Origin of the sequence: Sapientia aquatica, from assembly GCF_004358105.1 — a bacterium.
Taxonomy (GTDB): domain Bacteria; phylum Pseudomonadota; class Gammaproteobacteria; order Burkholderiales; family Burkholderiaceae_D; genus Solimicrobium; species Solimicrobium aquaticum.
Genome location: NZ_SMYL01000003.1, coordinates 223369 through 247204, shown reverse-complemented (window position 1 = coordinate 247204; position 23836 = coordinate 223369). Strand labels below are relative to the sequence as shown.

21 protein-coding genes are annotated in these 23836 nt (G+C 47.1%); 9 read left to right on the top strand and 12 right to left on the bottom strand.

Features of this window, described 5'->3' with window-relative positions; translation table 11 throughout:
* The first annotated feature begins 304 nt into the window (after positions 1 to 304).
* From E2I14_RS19895 to cysC, 3 genes are all read left to right on the top strand, one after another.
* Entirely contained in the window at positions 305 to 2101 is a 1797-nt protein-coding gene (locus E2I14_RS19895) for a methyl-accepting chemotaxis protein (RefSeq protein WP_206105608.1), read from the top strand.
* A gap of 55 nt (positions 2102 to 2156) precedes the next feature.
* Positions 2157 to 2360 carry a hypothetical protein gene (locus E2I14_RS08785; RefSeq protein ID WP_133327548.1) on the top strand — a complete coding sequence of 68 codons (204 nt, stop codon included), beginning with the start codon at positions 2157 to 2159 and terminating at the stop codon, positions 2358 to 2360.
* Positions 2361 to 2953: 593 nt separating this feature from the next.
* Complete coding sequence (gene cysC / locus E2I14_RS08780) at positions 2954 to 3658, top strand: adenylyl-sulfate kinase (protein WP_133327546.1); 705 nt, start codon at positions 2954 to 2956, stop codon at positions 3656 to 3658.
* 258 nt (positions 3659 to 3916) lie between these two features.
* Here the strand turns inward: cysC and E2I14_RS08775 are convergent, their stop codons facing one another.
* The 12 genes from E2I14_RS08775 to E2I14_RS08720 all read right to left on the bottom strand — a co-directional run bounded on the left by E2I14_RS08775 (position 3917) and on the right by E2I14_RS08720 (position 17689).
* On the bottom strand, positions 3917 to 4693 hold the full coding sequence (locus E2I14_RS08775; RefSeq protein WP_133327544.1) for an enoyl-CoA hydratase: 777 nt from the start codon (positions 4691 to 4693) through the stop codon (positions 3917 to 3919).
* A 246-nt stretch (positions 4694 to 4939) separates the two neighbouring features.
* Entirely contained in the window at positions 4940 to 6136 is a 1197-nt protein-coding gene (locus tag E2I14_RS08770; RefSeq protein WP_133327542.1) for an acetyl-CoA C-acyltransferase, read from the bottom strand.
* A gap of 36 nt (positions 6137 to 6172) precedes the next feature.
* Entirely contained in the window at positions 6173 to 8578 is a 2406-nt protein-coding gene (locus E2I14_RS08765; RefSeq protein ID WP_133327540.1) for a 3-hydroxyacyl-CoA dehydrogenase/enoyl-CoA hydratase family protein, read from the bottom strand.
* A 76-nt stretch (positions 8579 to 8654) separates the two neighbouring features.
* The gene (locus E2I14_RS08760) at positions 8655 to 10445 is read right to left on the bottom strand and encodes an acyl-CoA dehydrogenase C-terminal domain-containing protein (RefSeq protein ID WP_133327538.1); all 1791 of its coding nucleotides are present in this window, start codon (positions 10443 to 10445) and stop codon (positions 8655 to 8657) included.
* Positions 10446 to 10523: 78 nt separating this feature from the next.
* Positions 10524 to 11186, bottom strand: coding sequence for a TetR/AcrR family transcriptional regulator (locus tag E2I14_RS08755; protein ID WP_133327795.1), 663 nt, complete (start codon positions 11184 to 11186; stop codon positions 10524 to 10526).
* Between the two features lie 222 nt (positions 11187 to 11408).
* Positions 11409 to 12578: a phospholipase D-like domain-containing protein gene (locus E2I14_RS08750; protein ID WP_133327536.1), complete on the bottom strand. Its 1170-nt coding sequence runs from the start codon at positions 12576 to 12578 to the stop codon at positions 11409 to 11411.
* Positions 12579 to 12653: 75 nt separating this feature from the next.
* Entirely contained in the window at positions 12654 to 13409 is a 756-nt protein-coding gene (locus tag E2I14_RS08745; RefSeq protein WP_133327534.1) for an endonuclease/exonuclease/phosphatase family protein, read from the bottom strand.
* 7 nt (positions 13410 to 13416) lie between these two features.
* Positions 13417 to 13872: a dihydroneopterin triphosphate diphosphatase gene (nudB, locus tag E2I14_RS08740; protein ID WP_133327532.1), complete on the bottom strand. Its 456-nt coding sequence runs from the start codon at positions 13870 to 13872 to the stop codon at positions 13417 to 13419.
* A gap of 99 nt (positions 13873 to 13971) precedes the next feature.
* Positions 13972 to 15777, bottom strand: coding sequence for an aspartate--tRNA ligase (gene aspS / locus E2I14_RS08735; protein ID WP_133327530.1), 1806 nt, complete (start codon positions 15775 to 15777; stop codon positions 13972 to 13974).
* A 40-nt stretch (positions 15778 to 15817) separates the two neighbouring features.
* A complete protein-coding gene (locus E2I14_RS08730) occupies positions 15818 to 16429 on the bottom strand; it encodes a DUF502 domain-containing protein (RefSeq protein WP_133327528.1) in 612 nt (203 codons plus the stop codon).
* A gap of 44 nt (positions 16430 to 16473) precedes the next feature.
* Entirely contained in the window at positions 16474 to 16797 is a 324-nt protein-coding gene (locus E2I14_RS08725) for an FmdB family zinc ribbon protein (RefSeq protein ID WP_133327526.1), read from the bottom strand.
* Positions 16798 to 17254: 457 nt separating this feature from the next.
* The gene (locus E2I14_RS08720) at positions 17255 to 17689 is read right to left on the bottom strand and encodes an EamA family transporter (protein ID WP_133327524.1); all 435 of its coding nucleotides are present in this window, start codon (positions 17687 to 17689) and stop codon (positions 17255 to 17257) included.
* Between the two features lie 537 nt (positions 17690 to 18226).
* On the opposite strand from E2I14_RS08720, the gene rfbB reads away from it, so the two are divergent.
* Genes rfbB through E2I14_RS08690 form a run of 6 tightly spaced genes read left to right on the top strand, consistent with a single transcriptional unit; the run spans position 18227 to position 23824 of the window.
* Positions 18227 to 19294: a dTDP-glucose 4,6-dehydratase gene (gene rfbB / locus E2I14_RS08715; RefSeq protein ID WP_133327522.1), complete on the top strand. Its 1068-nt coding sequence runs from the start codon at positions 18227 to 18229 to the stop codon at positions 19292 to 19294.
* Entirely contained in the window at positions 19291 to 20193 is a 903-nt protein-coding gene (rfbD, locus tag E2I14_RS08710) for a dTDP-4-dehydrorhamnose reductase (RefSeq protein WP_133327520.1), read from the top strand. Before rfbB ends, rfbD begins: the two co-directional genes overlap by 4 nt.
* Complete coding sequence (rfbA, locus tag E2I14_RS08705; RefSeq protein ID WP_133327518.1) at positions 20190 to 21077, top strand: glucose-1-phosphate thymidylyltransferase RfbA; 888 nt, start codon at positions 20190 to 20192, stop codon at positions 21075 to 21077. Before rfbD ends, rfbA begins: the two co-directional genes overlap by 4 nt.
* Complete coding sequence (gene rfbC, locus E2I14_RS08700; RefSeq protein ID WP_133327516.1) at positions 21074 to 21619, top strand: dTDP-4-dehydrorhamnose 3,5-epimerase; 546 nt, start codon at positions 21074 to 21076, stop codon at positions 21617 to 21619. Before rfbA ends, rfbC begins: the two co-directional genes overlap by 4 nt.
* Complete coding sequence (locus tag E2I14_RS08695) at positions 21616 to 22470, top strand: ABC transporter permease (protein WP_133327514.1); 855 nt, start codon at positions 21616 to 21618, stop codon at positions 22468 to 22470. The genes rfbC and E2I14_RS08695 overlap by 4 nt, the downstream gene beginning before the upstream one ends.
* On the top strand, positions 22460 to 23824 hold the full coding sequence (locus tag E2I14_RS08690; protein ID WP_133327512.1) for an ABC transporter ATP-binding protein: 1365 nt from the start codon (positions 22460 to 22462) through the stop codon (positions 23822 to 23824). Before E2I14_RS08695 ends, E2I14_RS08690 begins: the two co-directional genes overlap by 11 nt.
* Positions 23825 to 23836: the final 12 nt, after the last annotated feature.

Below are 23836 nucleotides of genomic sequence, written 5' to 3'. Positions count from 1 at the left end.
CTCGACTTCTGGATAACATCCTCATCAATTTTAATGATCGGATGTTTAAATTTATAATCCGAATTGGTTAATTCTCCACCGCCTATCCACGCTAAAAATCACCTTGAATACGAGTGAGGTGACGTCAAATTTTCCGCAGAAATCCCTACCATTCTTTTTAAAAAAAACTGGCGCGCAACGTGTCTAGTTTGTTCTCAGTGTGACTACAAATATGTGAATTCTGCTTGGCCTAGCTCGCCTTGAAAATCCATTTTCTGTCGCTTACTATTTTTTCATTGATCAAGAAGTGTTTAGTGAGTGAGGCATGTTCGCCGCTCAAATTTTTCTTGCTACTCAATCCGAACCAGATGGCTATGCAATGAAAAACTGGCTTTCTGTCGTTGTAAAAAATGAGGAGATGATGGTGAATCTTCAGAATTTAAAAATCGGAACTAGGTTGGGTTTAGGCTACGGCTTGGTTTTGTTGCTGATGGTGGGAGTCGCTTTTTTTGGCATTTTAGGAATGCAGCGTTCCAATGAAGCAGTGCGTCATATCGTTGAAGTGAATTTAAAAAAAATCACTTTGTCGGTAGAGATGGCGGACACAGTCAATGTGATTTCCCGCGTGACTCGCACAATCGCCGTGCTCGATGATGCCAAACAAGAAGAACAAGGTTTGCAAGAAATTGGAGTGGCAAATCAAAATTACGATGTGGCTTTTGTCGCAATTGAGAACATGCCGATCAGTGAACTTGGCCTAGCACATTTAGGACGATTGAAAGATCTCAAAGCCGCAGCCACGGTTGCCAACACCAAGTTTATCGAACAGCTAAAAGTCAATAAGCCGCAAGCGCTGGAGCTGCTGTTTAAGGATGCGATTCCAAAAACAAAACTATGGCTAGATAGCATTCATGAGTTTATTGAGGCGCAAAAAGCGATCAGCATCGAAGACGAAAAAAGAGCCACCAGCACGTTTGATGAGTCGTTGCTATTGATGCTGATTTTATCGTCAGCGGCAATTTTAGCTGGAACATTAACAGCGTGGTTAGTAACCAAATCAATCACGCAACCGATCAACTCAGCAGTGCAATTTGCACAGATTGTCGCGTCCGGTGATTTGACTAGCGATATAACGATTGAAGGACGGGATGAGGCGGCGCAGTTGCTATCGGCCTTACATGACATGAATCAGAGCTTGGTCAATATCGTCGGTGAGGTGCGCACCGGTGCGCATACGATTAGCGGTTCATCGCGCAAAATCGCGTCCAGCAACACTGACTTGTCCGCGCGCACTGAAATGCAAGCCAGCGCCTTAGCGCAAACGGCTACGTCAATGGAGCAACTGACCAACACCGTAAAGCACAATTTAGAAAATTCACGTCAGGCCAATACGCTGGCGGTGTCTGCCTCTGATATCGCAACCAAAGGTAGTTCGGTGGTCGCGCAGGTGGTCGATACGATGAGATCAATTAATGGCTCATCGACAAAAATCGTCGATATTATTGGCGTCATCGATGGCATCGCATTTCAAACCAATATCTTGGCATTAAACGCCGCGGTAGAAGCGGCGCGCGCGGGAGAACAAGGGCGCGGATTTGCCGTGGTGGCATCCGAAGTACGCAGCCTTGCGCAACGCTCCGCTACCGCTGCAAAAGAAATTAAAATCCTGATCGGTGATTCGGTCACGCAAGTTGATATTGGCGCAAAATTAGTTGAGCAGGCCGGAAGCACGATGCACAACATCGTCGAAAGTATCGGTCATGTGACCGACATCATGGGTGAAATTAGTGCAGCAAGTGAAGAGCAATTCTCGGGCGTTGAACAAATAAATCAGGCGATCACGCACATGGATTATGTCACGCAGCAAAATGCTCAATTGGTGGTCGAAGCGGCGGCAGCAGCGCAAGTTTTACAGGTTCAAACATCGCATTTGGATGAAGTTGTCAGCATGTTCAAGCTTGAGCAAGGAGCAAATCACGACGCCGATCAGCCTCCGATAGCATCCCGACCGAGTTCTACAACTAACGCAGCACGAAAGCCAGCAGAGGGCGGCAAGCCACCTATTCAAATGAGAAAAGCAACTAATTTATTGATCGATACACATGCCAGCAACGATGATTAACGGGTCTTAATCGCTAATCAAAAACGCTGCGGCCTACAGCGGGGAAGTACACATCATGGACAACAATGCGCCCAAAGCGGAACTCAGTGATCTCGATCGGGAAACCTTGGACAGATTAATCAAAATGCGCGACACGCTGGTGAATATTTCCGGCAATCTGCGCGAGCTTCTATTTCAAATGGAAACCAGCATGAAGCAGAATGCCGAAATCGAGGCCGATGGCGTGTTGCAGCGCTTGAAGGATAAAAAATTGGAGTGACGGTTAGAACTAAATTTGTGCGAATCCACTTTGATCCAACGCGGCAGTGTTCGAACGAACATTGCCGCGTTTTACGTTTAGTTGAATCTATTTACTTCGTCCAGAACTCAGTGCATTGCTAAGTGCCGTGGGATTGAAAGGGCAGGCTGAGTTTAGATTAGTAATTTTGGAACTATTTTTGTACCACTTTGATCGATTCGGTATCCAATAAATAACTAATTTGCGCCAATTCGCGAGCTAGATTTATTGCAAAGAGTCAATAAAATTGTCTTGCTTGGTCAAGTATTAGTCGTCGATATGTGTGCCTAAAGAATTACTTGATTTCAAATTAGTAGATGAAATTCTTGAATATTCCCCGTTGGCAACTATTTTTAACATTATCGATTGTGATGTAAGTGCTGAGTTGACGTTAAATCCATCAATGAATATGTAATTGCCTGATTACACTCTTGAGAAGAAACTTAAATTTCGTTACATAAAATAGTCATTATTGTGTCGCCAATATGACACCGAGAAACGTTTTAGGGAATAAGATGAAGAAAATGACGAATTTCGGTAAATAACTTAACTATTCGACTTAAGAGTTAATAAAAATGAATGCATGTATATCTATTCATGAGCAGACGTATGAGCAATCGCTTGCGGTGAGTCGTTCTGAACGGGCTCACATCAAGCAACAACGCGCCAAAGTAATTTGGTTTACCGGCTTGTCGGCTTCGGGTAAATCGACCATCGCTAACGCTCTTGAACTGGCACTTCACGCAAACGGTAAACATACTTATATTTTAGACGGTGACAACGTGCGAAAGAATCTCAATAAAGACTTGGGATTTGGACCTGAATGTCGCTCTGAGAACATACGACGGATTGCCGAAGTAGCGTTGTTGATGAACGAAGCAGGACTGATTGTGATCGTGACCTGTATTTCGCCATTTGAAAAAGATCGCGAACTGGCGCGAAAATTAATTGGTGAAGCTGATTTTTTTGAAGTTTATGTTAATACACCGATCGAGGTATGCGAGCAGCGCGACCCGAAAGGGCTCTACAAGAAGGCTCGTTCTGGCTTAATGAAAAACATGACCGGAATTGACAGCCCATATGAAGCGCCACGTAGCCCATCGTTATTGATTGATACCAGCGTGAGTTCGCTTTCGGAAAGCGTTAGTCAGATACTTCGAGTGATAAATGATGGCCATGGAAATTCACAAAATCACTCGACGAGTTTTGCAGTGAAACATAATCCAGAGTTTGCGCCGGCTTCTGAACTTGAGTCTGGTGAGGTAGTCGGTCGAGTCTAGTAACCGCGTTTTTTGCGAATAATGTTCGTTCAACATTGTTGGTACGAACATTGTTGAAGTGCCGAGTTAGCATGTTATTTCTCATTTGGTGGAGCCCAGGCGCACCCACTTCACGATGTCCTGACGCTAAAAAATGTTCCAAAAATGCGGGCCAGCTTTCGTTGGGGGGGAATCCTGGTTATAAAAAGTGGCTTAAGTCCGCATTTTCTCTCATTTCAATCGAAACTGATTTCTGAGTTTCGCTAGAACACAGTTGAATCACGAAAACTGACTAAAGTCCGGCTTACGTTTTTGGAAAAACGCCATGAATGCTTCTTTGGCTTCTGGGCCGTTAAGCATCTTGCCGAATTGTTTTAACTCATCTTGCATGACTTCATTGACCACGCCAACTTGGCTGGATTTCATTAAGCGCTTGGTGGCGCGTAACGAGGCCGCTGGCAGGGCAACGAGTTTGGCCGCTTGTTGGTGGGCATAGTCATTTAATTCGGCGATTGGGACAACCTTGTTTGCCATTCCCATTTCATACGCTTCGTGTGCACCGAACGGTTCGCCCAACAGCAATTTTTCGGCTGCGCGGTGGTAACCGGCTACGCGCGGTAACAAGATGCTGGAGGAAAATTCCGCGCACAAGCCTAATTGCGAAAACGGCATGCTGAGTTTGGCGTTGTCGGCCAAATAGACTAAGTCGCAGTGCATCAACATCGTGGTGCCGATGCCGACCGCCAAACCGGCCACTGCTGCAATGATTGGCTTGGGCGAGCTACTGAGGGCCAGCATGAATTGAATGATGGAGCTCGTTTCGCCGTCAGTGCTTAATTGAGCGGCGTTTTTCATGAAATCTTCGAGGTCGTTTCCTGCGGTGAAAACCGTGTCGGCACCGTTGAACAGAACCACGCGCACATTGTCGTCGGTCTCGGCAGCGCGCAGGGCATCAGCCATGGTCTGATACATCGCCGCGGTGATCGCGTTTTTCTTTTCGGGGCGGTTGAAGGTAATGGTTAGGGTGCTGTTTTCTATCTTGGTTAGGATGTCCAATTTTTGCTCCTGATGAATTTTATGAAATCTGATTTTTGATCTGAATTGGATTTACTGGATTGCGCTGTGCTTTGTGTCGCATTGATTCGTGATTCAGCTGATTTTCGGTTGCTGGTATCCGTTAGCTTAACTGCCTTGGCAAATTAAATTTGACTGAGCTGCCAAGGTCCAACGTTACTTGAGGCGATTACAAATCATTTCACCGCTAAAAAATAAGCCGCACTCGGCGGCTTATTTTTCTTGCTCTTACATACGTTCAAAAATCCCTGCTGCGCCCATACCTGTTCCTACGCACATGGTGACCATGCCGTATTTGAGGTTGTTACGGTGCATGGCGTGAATGACAGTTGCGGAGCGGATCGCGCCGGTTGCGCCCAGTGGATGGCCTAATGCAATCGCGCCGCCCATTGGATTCACCTTGGCTGGATCCAAGCCTAAATCTTTAACTACCGCTAACGATTGTGCTGCAAAGGCTTCGTTGAGTTCAAACCAGTCGATTTGATCTTGCGTAATACCTGCTGCACGGCACGCTGCTGGGATGGCTTCTTTCGGGCCGATACCCATGATTTCTGGTGGAACGCCGCGTACTGCAAAGGACGCAAAACGTGCCAATGGAGTCAGGTTGAATTGCTTCAAGATTTTTTCGCTGACCAACAACAATGCCCCTGCGCCATCGGATGTTTGTGAGCTATTACCGGCAGTGACTGTACCTTTAGCAGCAAACACCGCTTTCAGTTTTGCCAGACCTTCGATGGAAGTGTCAGGACGTGCACCTTCGTCGCGGTTGACGGTGCGAGTTTTTAATTCGATCTGACCGGTCGCCAAATTCGGGATACGTTCGATGATATCGACTGAGGTTGTTTCAGCATCGAAGTAGCCGGCGTTTTGGGCTGCGATAGCGCGTTGGTGGGATTGCAGAGCGAAGGCGTCTTGCTCTTCGCGCGAGACTTTCCATTGTTGCGCGACTTTTTCTGCGGTTAAACCCATACCGTAGGCCATGCCGATGTTTTCGTCTTTGAAGATGCCCATATTCATTGATGGGTGGTGACCCATCATAGGCACCATCGACATCGATTCTGCGCCGCCCGCGATCATCACATCGGCTTCGCCAACGCGAATACGATCTGCGGCCATCGCAACCGCAGTAATGCCGGATGCGCAGAAACGGTTAATCGTTACTCCGCCAATGGATTGTGGCAAACCAGCTAATAACACGGCCATACGCGCTAAGTTACTACCTTGTTCAGCTTCTGGGAAAGAACAGCCGATGATGGCGTCTTCGATTAATTTAGGGTCCAGATTGGGTACTTGTGCGACCACGTTTTGCAATACGCGCACTAGCAAATCGTCTGGGCGAGTATTTCTGAACATGCCGCGACCGGATTTGCCAATTGGGGTGCGGGTGGCAGCGACGATGTAAGCGTCTTGAAGTTGTTTAGTCATTTTTCATTGCTCCGAATAGATTGCTTGGTTGGCCAATTAGTTACGAACAGGTTTGCCGGTTTGCATCATGCCCATGATGCGTTCCTGCGTTTTTGGATGGTTGAGCAATTCCATAAAGGCTTTGCGTTCCAAATCCAATAACCATTGTTCGTTGACGATACTGCCATTTTCAATTTCGCCGCCCGAGACGATTTCTGCAATCATCGCGCCGAGTTTGTAGTCATGTGCTGAGATAAAGCCACCGTCACGCATGTTGACCAATTGTGCTGTGATTGTTGCCATGGTGTAGCGACCGCCAACAGCGACTTGGGCTTTCAACGGAGCGCGATAACCTGCGTCGAACATGGCGCGAGCTTCTACTTTGGCCACATGCAGCAATTCGTATGGGTTAAATACGATTACGTCATTGGCTGCTAGGTAGCCCATTTTCTTGGCTTCTAATGCAGACTTCGATACCGCAGCGGTTGCCGCATTGGTGAAGTAGTTTTTCAAGAATTGCAGAATGTCAGTTCCTTTGGCATCCGCTGCGGCGCGCAATGCAGCTTCTTTCAAACCACCACCAGCAGGAATCAAACCAACGCCAACTTCAACCAAACCAATATAGGATTCGATCGAGGCAACGCGTTTTGCTGTGTGCATCATCAATTCACAACCGCCACCCAAGGCCAGACCTGCAACAGCTGCTACGACTGGAACATTGGCGTATTTGAGCGCCATGTGTGCTTGCTGCAATTTTGCGACCATTGGTTCAATCGCTTTCACGCCGCCAGACATAAACAGTGGCAACATCGATTGCAAATCAGCACCGGCTGAGAACGCGCCGCCTTCTGCTGCATCGGCTGACCAGATGACCAAACCTTTGAAGTTTTTCTCAGCTTCAGCAACGGCCATTTCCATGCCAGCGATAACGCCTGGGCCAATGACGTGCATTTTGGTTTTCATGGAGAAAATCAATACATCGTCTGGTTGTTCAACAGTGCCGCTGTGCCAGATACGAACGGATTCGTCTTCAAAGAACGTTGTGCCAGCCGTGGTGCCAGTGGCAGTGCCTTCGCCCAACACAGTGGCGCGGAATGCTTGACGTTGGTAGACCGGTAAAGTCGAACGCGGAACATACGATTTGCTAATCGCGGACCATGAACCTGCTGCTGTATGCACACCAGTGCGATCGGCTTCAAATACCCAAGCTGGTAATGGTGCGGAGCAGATTGCTTTGCCTGCGTCGATGTCTTCTTTTACCCACGTTGCAATTTGTTGCCAGCCCGAAGCTTGCCATGTCTCAAACGGACCAACTTGCCAGCCAAAGCCCCAACGCATGGCGAAGTCGATGTCGCGCGCATTATCAGCGATCGTGTCGAGGTGAACGGCGATGTAGTGGAACGCATCACGGAAAATCGCCCACAAGAATTGTGCTTGCGCGTTAGTGGATTCGCGCAATGCTTTCATTTTTTTGACTGGATCTTTTTCTTTCAAAATCCGACCAACCAAATCGTCCGCTTTCGCGCCGCCAGTGACATATTGTGCGGTGGCGAAATCCAAACGCTGGATATCTTTGCCGACTTTTTTGTAGAAGCCCGCGCCCGATTTTTGACCTAATGCACCAGCGCCGATTAATTTAGTCAGCACTTCTGGTGTTTTATAAACAGGGAAGAATGGATCGTCTTGCAATGTGTCTTGCATCGTTTTGATGACGTGACCCATCGTATCCAAACCAACCACGTCGGCGGTGCGGAATGTGCCGGAAGAAGCACGGCCTAATTTTTTGCCGGTTAAATCATCGACCACATCGACCGTCAAACCGAATTTTTCGGCTTCGTACATCGTCGCTAACATACCAAAAATACCAACGCGGTTAGCGATGAAGTTAGGCGTATCTTTAGCACGGACAACACCTTTACCCAGGGTGGTTGTCAAGAAACCTTCGAGTTGATCGATGATGGCTGGAGCCGTTGCAACAGTCGGGATCAATTCAACCAAATGCATGTAGCGCGGTGGATTGAAGAAATGCACGCCGCAGAAGCGGGCTTTCAATTCGGCGTCAAAGCCTTCGGACAACGCAGTGATCGACAAACCAGAAGTATTGGAGGCAAAAATCGCGTTTGGTGCAATGTGCGGGGCGACCTTTTTGTACAGATCGTGTTTCCAATCCATGCGTTCAGCAATCGCTTCGATGATTAAGTCGCAACCGGCTAATACGTCCAGATTGTCTTCGTAGTTAGCGACTTCGATAAATGCCGCGTCATCTTTGTTGCCAAGCGGAGCTGGGTTGAGCTTTTTTAAGTTCTCAATCGCGCGCAAGACGATGCCGTTTTTAGGACCTTCTTTGGCTGGCAAGTCGAATAGCACGACCGGCACTTTTGCATTCACACAATGTGCAGCGATTTGCGCACCCATTACACCTGCGCCCAAAACGGCGACTTTTTTTACTATGAAATTGGTCATTATTAGCCTCATTAAACCTTCGAGTTTGCAATGATTGAAGGGCGTTTTAATTTCTTAAAAACGCCCTTCATCTTAATTAAAACAGATCTGCTTCAAGTGCCATCAAATTAGCTGAACCGGAACGCGCCTGACGAATTAATGTTGCTGTCTCAGGTAAAAGACGCGCAAAGTAGAAACGGGTGGTTGCCAGTTTCGCTTTGTAAAAATTATCGCCAGAATCTTGTTTCGCCAAGGCGATTTTTGCCATGCGAGCAAAGAAGTAGGCATAAACCAAGTGACCAACGACGCGCAAATAGGGCACAGCCGCCGCGCCAACTTCGTCTTGGTTTTGGAATGCTTTCATACCGATTTCCATGGTCAACTTGGTGACTTTGTCGCCCAGATCAGCCAATGGCGTGATGAATTCGCTCATCGCTTCGTCGGTGCCGTTTTCTTCGACAAACGCTTGAACTTGCGCGCCGAATTTACGCAATTTAGCGCCGTTATCCATCAAGATTTTTCGGCCTAATAAATCCAACGATTGGATGGTGTTAGTACCTTCGTAAATCATGTTGATACGTGCATCGCGTACATATTGTTCCATGCCCCATTCAGCGATAAAGCCGTGACCGCCGTAGACTTGCAAACATTCAGAAGTCGCTGTCCACGCGTTGTCAGTGATGAAGGCTTTAACGATCGGTGTCAGCAAGGCGACTTGGTCAGCGCATTCTTTGCGAACTTCTTCGTCTGGGTGATTTAATTCTTTATCCAATTGCAGCGCAACGTAGGAGCAGAATGCACGTGCGCCTTCAGCGTACGCTTTTGCAGTCAACAACATACGACGTACATCGGGATGCACGATGATTGGATCTGCTGCTTTATCGGGTGCTTTAACGCCAGACAAGCTGCGCATTTGGATACGATCTTTGGCATATACCAAGGCATTTTGGTAAGCGATTTCGGTCAAGCCTAAACCTTGCATACCAACGCCCAAACGTGCCGCGTTCATGAACACGAACATCGCTTGCAAACCTTTGTGGGGGCCGCCGATTAACCAACCCGTTGCGCCATCCATATTCATTTGGCAGGTTGAGTTTGCGTGAATACCCATTTTTTCTTCAATCGCGCCGCAAGTAATCGCATTACGCGCACCGATTGTGCCGTCAGCGTTTGGCAAGAATTTTGGTGTGACGAACAGGGAAATTCCCTTAGAGCCTTCAGGCGCGCCAGGCAAACGTGCTAAGACTAAATGCACGATGTTTTCTGCCATGTCGTGTTCACCAGCGGAGATAAAAATCTTGTTACCAGTGATTTTGTAGGAGCCGTCTGCTTGCGGTTCTGCTTTGCTGCGCAGCAAACCTAAGTCAGTGCCGCAGTGCGCTTCGGTCAAGCACATCGTGCCAGTCCATTCGCCGGAAATTAATTTTGGCAAGTAGAGCGCTTTTTGTTCTGCTGAACCGTGTTCATGGATACATTCGTATGCACCATGAGACAAGCCTGGGTACATGGTCCATGCTTGGTTGGCCGAGTTCATCATTTCGTAGAATGAATTGTTCACCACCAGCGGCAAACCTTGACCGCCGAATTCTGGATCGCAAGACAATGCAGGCCACCCAGCAGCAACGTATTGCTCGTAGGCCGCTTTGAAGCCTTTTGGTGTGGTAACAGTATGGTTTTCTTTATCGTAGTGACAGCCTTCGCGGTCGCCCGAATGATTCAATGGAAACAGGACCTGGGAGGTAAATTTACCGCCTTCTTCCAACACTTGATTGATGATGTCAGCGTCGATTTCTTCATAGGCCGGCAACTGTTTGAGCTCGGCTTCGACACCTAATAATTCATGTAAAACAAACTGCATGTCGCGCTGTGGTGCGATGTATTGACCCATGATGTTCTCCTGAAAATTGAAATTGTTCGAGTAAAGTTACTTACTGCTATGTACTTACTATGTATTAAATAGTTACCATTAATTCGAGACGGAACTTGCTGCTAAATGTTCTGCCGATGCTACTGATGCTGCACCAATTTTGCTAATCATTGCAGTACTGCCATAGTGGGCAATCAGGCGCTGAAATCCTTGGTGTGTACGTTCAAAACTACCTGCTATTTTTAAAAACCGTGCGTCGTGATGTAAGGCCAAAATCAATCCATACATCTCGAACACTAATTGATCTGGATCGGTGTCCGCTTTTAAGTCGCCACATTCGATGGCTTGCACTGCGGCGCGGCGTAATGCGTGTTGCCACGTCGTGACCATGGACGACAACTGCTCGCGTAATTCGCCGGGGCGGTCATCGTATTCCACTGCGCCACTAATATAGATACAGCCCGAAGCGATTTCGACCGAGACACGCTTTACCCAGCGCGAAAACATCGATTCTAGACGCGGCAAGCCCCGTTTAAGTTTCAGGCTGGGATAAAAGACTTCTTGTTCAAAATTGGCGTGGTACAGCTTGATGACTTCTAATTGCAAATCTTCGCGTGAGCCAAAGTGGGCAAACACGCCTGATTTACTCATCTGCATTTGATCTGCCAACAAGCCAATGGTGAGGCCTTCCAAACCATCGCGCGAAGCAACAGCTAAAGCCGCCTCTAAAATTGCCGAGCGGGTTAATTCGCCTTTACGCATGGTTTTGATGGAGCTGCTCATTGGTCTATTAGTGTGTTGGTTGATTGTGACGTGAGTGTTGCAATAGCCTTCGGGATTACATTAAACGAACGACCGTACTATTATTCACTACGAGCTAAAAGTCAAACGAGAACTGGACTTTAGAGGAGAGTTTCTAGTAAGTAAGACTCAGTGTTGGCGTTGGGTAAAGTCGCGATGTTGACTAAAGCCAACAAAGGGTTGTTACATCAAATCTTCCACCGAAATTAACCTTATTAGAGAACTATAGATAAAAAACGCACATCCGTACCAAAATTTTCTCGCCAACGAAATATTTTTATACTCGTCCGGATGAATTGCTACGCCGTCTTGGATGCCTTGCGAAATAGCGGCGGAAAGTTGCTCAGAAAAAGCGTGATTTTTAATTAATAAATTGGCTTCTTGGTTGATAAACAAGCTAAGTCCATCGCAATTACTCGATCCCACGGTGGCCCACTCGTTATCGACGACTGCCACCTTGGCGTGCAGTTGTGACTTGCGGTATTCGACGATTTTTACGCCGTGTTTTAAGAGTTTTGGGTAGTAAGAATGCGCGACCGCATCCTGTGCTTTGAAGTCACCGCAGCCGATGAGCAAGGTCACATCCACCCCGCGCTGGGCGGCATTGATTAAGGCGGTGCGGAATTTGCGACCCGGCGCGAAGTAGGGCGTGGCAATAAGGGCGGTATGTCTAGCGTTGCCGAGCGCAAATAAATAGGCTTTTTGAATCGTACGGCGATAAAAAAAATTATCCCGCGGCGCGAGGGCGGCCACAATCGGTTGGTGCAGGTGTTTATAGGTTTGAGTAGGAGGTTTGAGCATTAACAAGCGCTTGCGCCAATCAAGTCGCCCTAGCTTTTCCCATTGCCCGGTCATCAATTGATGAATGTCCGTCACCAACGGGCCAGACACATGGGTGGCAAAATCCCAACGCGGAAACGGCAACACGCGCTTGTTTTGTCCCTCGGCGAATAAGTCGTGATTGATGTTAATCCCACCAATAATGGCCACTTCCCGATCGGCGACAAACAGTTTTCGATGGGTGCGCGCAAAGCCGCGCCTAAACCACGGATTAAATTGCCGAAACTGCACTCCGGCAGCGGCAAAGCTAGTGCTCAGCGCTTTGGCACGCGTATTTCCAGTTCCCAGCCAATCGACCACGATATGCACCGCAACACCCCTTTTAGCAGCGCTGCACAGCGCGTCGTGCACCAGGGTGGCGGTAATGTCTTGAGAAAAAATATACGTTTCTAAGTAGATTTCCGCTTTGGCTGAATCAATTGCCCTAATCAAAGCAGGAAAAAATTCAGCGCCACTGTTTAATAAAGTGAGCTGATTGTTCTCGGTGAAAATGACGGGGCGTTGCAGGTTCATTGCACTCTCTAAGCATGAATGACTGACGGGGGGGAAGCGACTCTAAACAAAATGCTACGAGAATTGTAATGCTAATCACAACACCAAGTCAGTAGTTAGGGGCGCATGGTCAGATAAGCTGCTCCACGGTTTGCCTCGCAACACCCGCGCGCCACATACTTTCAGGCCGCGAACATAAATTCGATCTAATGCCAAAAACGGAGCGCCGACAGGAAAGGTAAGTGCAGCCTTATGCGATTTGTGGAGGTGCGCCGGGGACAGATGATCGAATACTTCTTCAACACCTAACTCATGGCGTAAGCAGTCGCTTAAGTGGTTGCGCCAATCGTTAAAATCACCAGCGATTATTAATGGCATGTCGGGCGGGGTTTGCTTGTGAACCGCTTCAATCAATAGGTTGGCTTGACGCCGTCTTCCCGCCGCAAATAGACCTAAATGAACGACGTAGCAATGGACAAGTTGCTCTGGCATTTGCACGATGCAATGCAGAATCCCGCGTTCTTCAAAGCGATGATCGGACACGTCTTGGTTTTGATGATGCAGAATTGGGTAGCGACTGAGCAGCGCGTTGCCGTGGTGGCCATGTTGATAGACTGCATTCATGCCATAGGCCGCTTGACGTCGGTCGCCTGCTAAATAATCGTGTTGCCCTTGCACTGGCCAATGTTCATGGCGCGCGGCGCGCCTATCGTGCTTGCCTTGGACTTCTTGCAGAAACAGTAAGTCGGCATCTAAACTTTCTAACGCGGCGCGCATGTCATGGATGCGCGGTTGCTGGGCAAACCAGCTCACGCCTTTATGAATGTTGTAGGTGGCGATGTGCAGTTTCATGGAACCCTCAAGCGCGTTTGATGCGCTGTGGAAGTTGCAAAATCGCCTCAGCATTGGAAGAGGAAAAACAGCGATCTGCGGCTTCTTGGTAAGGCAGCCAGATGAACTGGCGATGCTCACGTTCGGCCAGTTTGACCGGAGTTATCGCAGGCAAGGTTAATCCAAAGACGTGTTCGGTATTGTGGGTAACACCGTCTGAATAGCGATGACGCCAGATTGGATAAATTTCATACACGTTTTGGGTGTGCCAATCGGTGAGTTGGAATTGGTTAGCATCGATGCCGGTTTCTTCCATCACCTCCCGCACTGCCGTGGCGTGGGTCGATTCTTCTAATGTGTCTTTAGAGCCGGTCACCGATTGCCAAAAATTTTCTTTATCGACTCGCTCCATGAGCAGTACTTGCAAATCAATCGTGTGGATGACGACTAATACTGACTCTGGAATTTTCTTTGGTTTGTTCATGCTTAAGGCTCAATGAAATAAAAAAGGCGCAACAGTAAAGTCGCGCCTTTTTATTAAAACGATCAACTTAGCGATCTAAGCTGGCATGAGACTACACGTTTATGCTTTGACTACCGGTTCGGTAGCGCGCAGACGAATGTGCAACTCACGTAATTGTTTTTCATCCACAGCCGAAGGCGCTTGGGTCAATAAGCATTGAGCACGTTGCGTTTTCGGGAAAGCGATTACGTCGCGAATCGATTCTGCACCGGCCATCATGGTGACGATACGATCCAAACCGAACGCTAAACCGCCGTGTGGAGGCGCGCCGTATTGTAACGCATCCAACAAGAAGCCGAATTTGAGCTGCGCTTCTTCGGCACCGATATTCAAGGCGCGGAATACTTTGCTTTGCACATCCGCACGGTGAATACGGATTGAACCGCCGCCCATTTCCCAACCGTTTAAGACTAAGTCGTAGGCTTTAGCAACGCATGCACCCGGATCGGTTTCCAATAAATCTTCGTGGCCGTCTTTTGGTGCGGTGAATGGATGGTGGCATGCAAACCAGCGCGCGCTTTCTTCGTCGTATTCAAACATGGGGAAGTCGATGACCCACAATGGTTTCCAGACGTCTTCAAACAAGCCGTTGGCTTTACCGAATTCGCTATGACCGATCTTGATACGCAATGCACCGATGGCGTCATTGACCACTTTGGCCTTATCGGCGCCGAAGAAAATCAAATCGCCGTTTTCAGCGCCGGTCAATTCAACGATTTGCGCTAACGCTGCATCATGAATATTTTTAACGATAGGTGATTGCAAACCTTCGCGGCCAGCAGCTTTGTCGTTGACCTTGATGTAAGCCAAACCTTTTGCGCCGTAGATGCCGACAAATTGTGTGTAAGCATCGATTTCAGAACGTGGCATTGCGCCGCCGCCCGGAATACGCAAGCCCACAACGCGACCACCGACCATGTTGGCCGCACCAGCGAACACTTTAAAGTCCACGTCTTTCATGACGTGAGTCAATTCAGTGAACGCTAATTTAACGCGCATGTCTGGCTTGTCTGAACCGTATAACGCCATTGCTTCGCTGTATTGCATTACAGGGAATTTAGCGTCTAAATCTACCGACAAACATTTATTGAAAATCAAGCGAATCATGTTTTCAAACAGATCGCGGATTTCTTGTTCGGACAAGAACGATGTTTCGCAATCGATCTGGGTAAATTCTGGTTGACGATCAGCACGCAAATCTTCATCGCGGAAGCATTTGGTGATTTGGTAGTATCGATCGAAGTTAGCCACCATCAACAATTGTTTAAACAATTGTGGGGATTGTGGCAAGGCAAAGAATTCGCCCGCATTGACGCGCGAAGGCACTAAATAATCGCGCGCGCCTTCTGGTGTTGATTTGGTCAACATCGGTGTTTCAACGTCGATAAAACCTAAATCGTCTAAGTAGCGACGTACTTCCATGGTTACTTTATGACGCAGACGTAAATTGTTTTGCATTTGCGGACGGCGCAAATCCAAGACGCGGTGAGTCAAGCGCGTGGTTTCAGACAAGTTGTCGTCATCCAATTGGAATGGTGGCGTCACCGATGGATTTAAGACTTCTAAAACTTGGCACAAGACTTCAATCTTGCCGGACTTTAAGTTGTTGTTGATCGTGCCCTCTGGACGGCTTCGTACCACGCCAGTCACACGCAAGCAGAATTCATTGCGGACTGATTCAGCAGCGGCAAACACATCCGCTTGTTCTGGCGCGCAAACGATTTGCACCAAACCTTCGCGATCGCGTAAATCAATAAAAATAACGCCGCCGTGGTCACGACGACGATGTACCCAACCGCACAAACTAACGGTTTGATCCAGCGCGGCTTCTGTTGTTTGACCGCAGTAATGAGTTCGCATCGACATAATGGTAGTTCCAGTTAATATTTTAAAAAGGTAGTTCGATTTAATGCTTGGTTGCTGAATGGTTTTCAGGCGCGACAACGCCCATAGAAACAATGTGTTTGAGCGCCACATCAACGCTCATATCTAATTCGATGACATCGGCTTTGGGCACCATCAAAAAGAAGCCCGATGTCGGATTGGGAGTCGTGGGCACGTACAAGCTCACATAGTCACCGGTTAAATGCTGCTGCACTTGTTGGCTCGGCGCGCCGGTAACAAAGGCAATTGTCCACATTCCTTCGCGCGGGTATTGCACCATCACCGCGGTGCGGAACGCGTTACCGTCGCTAGAAAATAATGTGTCCGATACTTGCTTAACGCTGGAGTAAATCGAATTCACAATCGGAATACGATTGAGTAATGATTCCCAGCCCGCCACGACATAATTACCAACGTAATTTCGTGTCAGCAAGCCGGTGAGGAAAATAATCAACAAGGTGAGGATTGTGCCCACGCCAGGAATATGTCGGCCCAATAAATTTTCTGGACGCCATTCAGGCGGCAATAGCAGCAGCGATTGATCCATCGTACCGATCACCGAATTTATCACCCAAAACGTGATCGCGAGCGGAACTAAAATCAATAAACCGGTAATGAAATATTTTCTTAGCATGGCGTGTAGGTCGTTAAAAAACAGTACGGGTGGGCGAGCTAAAATTAATCTTTGGTTGCTGTTGTTGCAGGTGTTGATGTTGCGCTGCTGCTCGAGTTTGATTCACTTGAACTGCTGGTGCCGCTATCGGATTTGGCAGAACTGCTGACATGACTATCTGTTGCAGGTGCAGACGTGCCACCCGAGCCACCTTTGAAATCGGTTACATACCAGCCCGAACCTTTGAGCTGAAAGCCCGCAGCAGTCACTTGTTTTTTAAATTCCGGTTTTCCGCAAGATGGGCAATCGGTGAGTAGAGGATCGGATATTTTTTGCAAAACATCTTTCGCAAAACCACACTCGTTACAACGGTAAGCATAAATCGGCATTATTTATCTCGACAACGGATCAAACCCGTGATTATAAATGTTTTCCCTTGTGGATACGATATTACTAGCAGATTCTGTGCGAATCGATTCTGAGTGTTTGTGTAAAGCACAATACTTGGCTGGCGTTGATTTCATGTATTAAAAATAACGCTCTTTGATCAGGCCTAAGCCGACAAAATTATAGAGGGAGGAAAATCGGGGGGAGGAAATTTTAAAAAAAGTAAGCGCCTTCCTCATCGGCCAGTTAGCTACAAAAACGTATGTAGTAAATAGTGTAAGAAAAGTTAGATAGTTGTTCAGTTGCAACACATTGTAATGACGGTCATCTGACGATGAAATGGCGGCGTTAACCAGCGATGTTGTGGGGATGGGAGGGGGAAATTTTCCGTAGACTCATCTCAAGTGGCGACCATTATTGCATCCGAAGCGGTAAGAAACTCTAGGGATGTAAAAAACACTAACGTTTAAAGCCCAAGACAAAGACGCCCAAGCCAACCAAACCGATGCCTAGCCATTCGCGCAAGCTAGGACGTTCGTTGAGGAAGACGACGGCAAATATCGCAACCAGCAACAAGCTTAATTTATCGACCGGCGCGACTTTGGATGCTTCACCGATTTTGAGTGCGCGGAAATAGCACACCCAAGAAGCACCGGTGGCTAGTCCAGACAGAATGAGAAATAACCATGTTTTGAACGAAAGCTGCAACGGATTCTGCCATTTACCCATTGCTGCGACAAAGCAGCTCAGGACAATAAAAATGACGAAGGTGCGAATCAGCGTCGCCAAATCAGAATCAACACCTTGCAGTCCGATTTTGGCAAATATGGCGGTCAGCGCCGCGAAAATAGCGGAACAAATTGCCCAGTAAAACCAGTCGTTGGAGATTGTCATAATTGGTCGGTAATAATTGCTAGGTAAAGTAAAGGTTAAGTCTGATCGACTCTTTTGTAAAACGCGATTTTTGGCCGTGGCATTCTTATTGCCGACAATAAACATTGTTTAACTGACATATTGCATCGTTAATCTGACAAAATCGCGCATTTTGTTGCAACTGGTAGCAGATTATGTAGGGTGGCAAGCCTAAAATGCCCTAAATAGGGCATAGCCACTGGCAAAATAAACGGTTAAGGTTTGCCTCGCGGAAAAAATTGTGTTTTTAAGAAGAGTTAATTAATTGAATTTAAAAGAATAGTTGTTATTTGTTTGAGCTTGAATCCAATTTTTGCTGACATACACTTGATGCATAAAGTAGACGAAAAGTGATGTGAAAAGTGAATTAAATCGTTGAAAATGATCGATTTGCAACAAAAAATGGTTTTGAAATATGACATTCCTTTATAATTGTCCTAATTTTTTTGCGGGTAGTTGTTTCTTTAAGTTTGAAATAGTTATCCACACTAATGTAGAGTTTAGAACGAAAGCACATCAATGATTTTGGTAACAGGCGGTGCGGGCTTTATTGGCTCCAATTTTGTATTGGATTGGTTGGCCCAATCCGATGAGACAGTTATTAATCTGGATGCATTGACTTACGCCGGAAATCGCGAAAATTTGAATTCGCTGGACGGTAATTCTCGCCACGTTTTTGTCGAAGGTAATATTGGTGATAGTAAATTAGTTACCAAATTATTAGAACAATACCAACCGCGCGCTGTAATCAATTTTGCTGCTGAGAGCCACGTCGATCGCTCCATCCACGGTCCGGAAGATTTCATTCAAACCAATATTGTTGGCACGTTTCATCTGCTTGAGTCCGTGCGAGCCTATTGGTCCGCGTTGCCGGTTGACGCTAAACAAGATTTCCGCTTCCTGCATGTTTCGACGGATGAAGTATATGGCTCCCTGTCGAAAGACGCCCCAGCATTTACCGAAACCAATCGGTACGAACCGAATAGCCCTTACTCAGCCAGCAAAGCAGCCAGCGACCATTTAGTGCGCTCGTATCACCATACATATGGCCTGCCAGTGTTGACGACTAATTGCTCAAATAACTACGGCCCGTTCCATTTCCCGGAAAAGCTCATTCCACTAATGATAGTGAATGCCTTAGCGGGTAAATCGTTGCCGGTGTACGGTGACGGACAACAAATCCGTGATTGGTTGTACGTCAAAGACCACTGCAGCGCGATTCGTCGTGTATTGGAAGCAGGTAAATTAGGTGAAGTCTATAACGTTGGTGGCTGGAACGAAAAACCAAATATCGACATCGTCCACACCGTGTGCGCGCTATTGGATGAAGCTCGCCCGCGCGCTGACGGTAAAAGTTATCGCGAACAAATTATTACCGTCACCGATCGTCCAGGACATGATCGGCGCTATGCCATCGATGCCAGCAAAATCGAGCGTGAACTAGGCTGGAAGCCAGCAGAAACCTTCGATACGGGTATTCGCAAAACGGTGAATTGGTACCTAGAAAATCAGCAATGGGTCGCAAACGTGCAATCAGGCAGTTACCGTGATTGGGTGGCTAAAAATTACAGCGAGCGCAACGCGTGAAAATCCTTTTATTTGGTAAAAACGGTCAACTAGGTTGGGAATTGCAGCGCAGTCTGGCACCTTTGGGTGAGTTAGTTGCGTTGAGCACTAACAGCCAAGAATTTTGCGGTGATTTTGCCGATCTGGAAGGTATCGTTGCGACGATACGGACCATCGCTCCTGACGTAATCGTCAATGCCGCTGCCTACACCGCAGTCGATAAAGCAGAGTCCGAGGTTGAATTAGCGACCAAAGTAAACGCATTAGCGCCAGCGCTGTTGGCGAATGAAGCCAAACGTTTAGGCGCATGGTTGATTCACTACTCAACCGATTACGTTTTCGATGGTAGCGGCCAGCAGTTCTGGCAGGAATCGGATCAAACGGCTCCATTAAGTGTTTATGGCAAAACTAAGCTAGCTGGCGAAGAAGCAATTCGCGCGTCTGAATGTCAGTATCTGATTTTCAGAACGAGTTGGGTCTGCGCTGCACGTGGCGGCAACTTCGCTAAAACAATGCTGCGCTTAGCGCAAGAGCGCGACCAGCTTAATGTTATCAATGACCAATTTGGAGCGCCGACTGGTGCCGAGCTATTGGCCGACGTCACAGCGCAGTGCATTCCGCAAGCGCTGCAGCGGCCCGAGAAAGCAGGTATTTATCATCTAGCCGCGGCTGGCGTTACGACTTGGTATGACTATGCGCGCTTTGCCATTGAGTTTGGCCGTAAAAATGGATTGGACATTAAGGTGCAGTCTGACGCAATCAAACCAATTCCAGCGACGGCCTATCCATTGCCCGCGCCAAGGCCATCCAATTCGCGCCTCAATACGGATAAGTTGAAAGCAACTTTTAATCTGACGCTGCCGAACTGGCAAGTTGGCGTAACCCGAATGCTGTCAGAAATTATCGAAAGAAAATCATGAAAGCACGCAAAGGTATCATCCTAGCCGGCGGTTCCGGCACACGCTTGTACCCCGTAACCAAAGCAGTTTCCAAGCAATTGCTGCCGGTCTACGACAAGCCAATGATTTATTACCCGCTCAGCACATTGATGCTGGCCGGCATCCGCGACATCCTGATCATCTCGACGCCGCAAGATACCCCGCGCTTTGAGCAGTTGCTGGGTGATGGCAGCGAATGGGGCCTGAACCTGCAGTACGCCGTGCAACCAAGTCCCGATGGACTTGCGCAGGCATTTATCATCGGCAAAGAATTTATCGGTGATTGCCCGACTGCCTTGGTGTTGGGTGACAATATTTTCTATGGTCATAATCTTGAGCAGCAACTCAAAGCAGCGACTCAGCAAGATCAAGGCGCAACTGTATTTGCCTATCATGTCCAAGATCCGGAGCGCTATGGTGTCGTAGCCTTTGACGCCGACGGACAAGCCACTAGCTTGGAAGAGAAGCCATTAAAGCCGAAAAGTAATTACGCCGTCACTGGTCTCTATTTCTACGACAACGATGTCATCGAGATCGCATCCAATTTGAAACCATCAGCGCGTGGTGAATTGGAAATCACTGACGTCAATCGCATTTATTTGGAACGTAAAAAACTCAATGTCGAAATCATGGGCCGTGGTTACGCGTGGTTAGATACCGGCACGCACGAAAGCTTAATGGAAGCCAGCAATTTCATTCAAACCATAGAAAATCGCCAAGGCTTAAAAGTAGCCTGCCCAGAAGAAATCGCCTACCGCAAAGGCTTTATCAACGCAGAACAATTAACTAAATTAGCGCAACCGTTAGCAAAGAATGGCTACGGCCAATACATGCTGCGTTTGTTAGAGGACAAAGTGTACCCATGAAGGCAATAGCAACAGCAATCCCCGATTTATTCATTATTGAACCCACGGTGTATGGTGATGACCGTGGCTTTTTCTTTGAGAGTTTTAACCAACGCAAGTTTGAAGAACTCATCGGACGCAAAGCAAATTTTGTCCAAGATAACCACAGCCGATCGGTAAAGAACGTCCTGCGCGGACTTCATTACCAAATCCAGCAACCACAGGGAAAATTAGTTCGTGTGGTGCAAGGCACGGTATTTGACGTGGCAGTAGATTTGCGCCGCAGTTCGCCTACCTTTGGTAAGCATATAGGTATTGAATTGTCTGCAGAAAATAAACGTATGTTCTGGGTGCCAGAAGGTTTTGCGCATGGCTTTGTTGTGTTGTCCGATTCTGCTGAATTTTTGTATAAAACGACCGACTATTGGGCACCTGAGTTCGAACGTAGCTTGGCTTGGAATGATCCTGAATTGGCTATTCAGTGGCCGCATCAGGAGATGCCTGCTTTGTCTGCAAAAGATAAGCAAGCCATGACAATTTCGCAGGCTGAGTGTTTTTCATGAGTTCACAACTAGGATCAGTCAACCCGCATGCAGTGCAACCTACTTCGGTTGCCTCGTTGATTCAGAGTTTAATTCAACATCGACAATTGATTTTTCAGATGGGCAAGCGAGAAGTAATCGGGCGCTACAAAGGCTCTGCCATGGGTTTGTTGTGGTCATTTTTTAATCCCGTTTTTATGTTGATGGTATACACCTTTGTTTTTTCTGAAATTTTTAAATCTCGTTGGGGGGGCGCTTCAGCTAGTGGTAGTAAGACTGAATTTGCGGTGGTGCTTTTTGTAGGAATGATCGTTCAAACTCTTTTTTGTGAATCATTGAATCGATCTCCGAGCTTAATCTTAAATAATGTGAATTATGTGAAGAAAGTCGTTTTTCCAATCGAAATTTTGCCGATTGTTTCCTTGGGGGCAAATTTATTTCATAGCTTAATTAGTATGACCGTTTTGTTATTAGCGTTTTTTATCTTTAACGGTTACCTGCAATGGACATTGATATTTATTCCATTTGTAATTTTACCGATAGTAATTTTAACGATGGGGCTTACCTGGTTCTTGGCCGCGCTGGGCGTGTTTTTGCGTGATATTGGGCAGACGATAACGATTATCACAACAATGTTGATGTTTTTAGCTCCGGTTTTTTATCCGATTACTGCTGTACCAGTCGAAATGCGTCCATACCTAATTGCTAATCCTTTGACATTCATTATTGAGCAGGCACGCGAGGTTTTAATTTGGGGTAATCAACCCAACTGGATGGGCCTAGGAATCTACACATTGATTGCCTGCGTGATCGCTTGGGTTGGTTATGTTTTTTTTCAAAAGACTAGGAAGGGCTTTGCTGATGTCCTTTGAAAACAATGAAATAGCAATACGCATCAGCAATATTAGCAAATGCTATGAGATTTATGAAAACCCACGGAACCGCCTTAAGCAATTTATTTTGCCGAGATTGCAACGTTTATTGGGTCTCACGGTAAAGAAATATTTCAACGAGTTCTGGGCGCTCAGTGATATCTCATTTGAGGTTAAAAAGGGCGAGACCTATGCAGTCGTTGGTAAAAACGGCGGAGGGAAATCAACACTGTTACAAATCATTTGCGGTACCTTAACACCAACGACGGGGACTATCCAAACTAATGGCCGGGTTGCCGCGCTGCTTGAGCTCGGTTCAGGCTTTAATCCAGAATTTACCGGTCGCGAAAACGTGTATATGAACGCGTCAGTGCTGGGTTTAAGTAGCCATGAAATCGATCAACGATTTGACGCAATTATTCAGTTCGCTGACATAGGCGATTTTATTGAACAACCTGTCAAGACGTATTCAAGCGGGATGATGGTTAGATTGGCGTTTGCCGTAATTGCTCACGTTGATGCCGATATTTTGGTAATTGATGAAGCACTTTCTGTCGGTGATGTGTTTTTTACCCAAAAGTGTATGCGCTTTTTGCGTGCTTTTATGCAAAATGGAACCGTTTTGTTCGTAAGTCACGACACAGGTGCAGTGGTGAATTTGTGTAGTCAAGCAGTTCTTTTGCAAAAAGGTCGAATTGTTGCGCAAGGGATCCCAAAAGAAATCGTGACCCAGTACATGGCTAATCTCTATTCAACGACGCAAGACATAAACGGAATAGAGAGCACTAAAGAAAAAGTTATTGAGGAAAAAGCCGCTGTTGTTGCTCGAGATATGCGCGACGCATTAATTAATGGATCTAACTTGCGCAATGACATCGAGGTCTTTAACTTTAATGACGAGCAAGCAGGGTTTGGTGCTGGTGGGGCCAAAATTGTTTCTGTCCAAATTTTAGATACTGAGTACGCACCGCTGAATTGGATCGTCGGCGGAGAGAAAATGGTGCTTGAAATAAAATGCCAGGCCGTTCAAGAGTTATGTCGTCCCATCATTGGGTTTCAGATGAAGGATAGATTGGGACAAGTGATTTTTTGCGATAACACCTATTTGGCCTACCAAAATACGCCCGTGTACATTCCACCCGGCGCGGATTTTTCAGCGCGATTTGAGTTTCGTTTGCCGCGCTTGCCAACGGGTGACTACAGTATTTCGCCGGCTATTGCCGATGGTACCCAGCAAGAGCATGTTCAACACCAATGGTTGCATGACGCATTAGTAATTAAAGTGCACGCTACATCGGTGTGCATGGGGCTGATTGGACTGGATATGGTGAAGATAAGTTTGGCGAAAAGTTAGATTACTGAACTA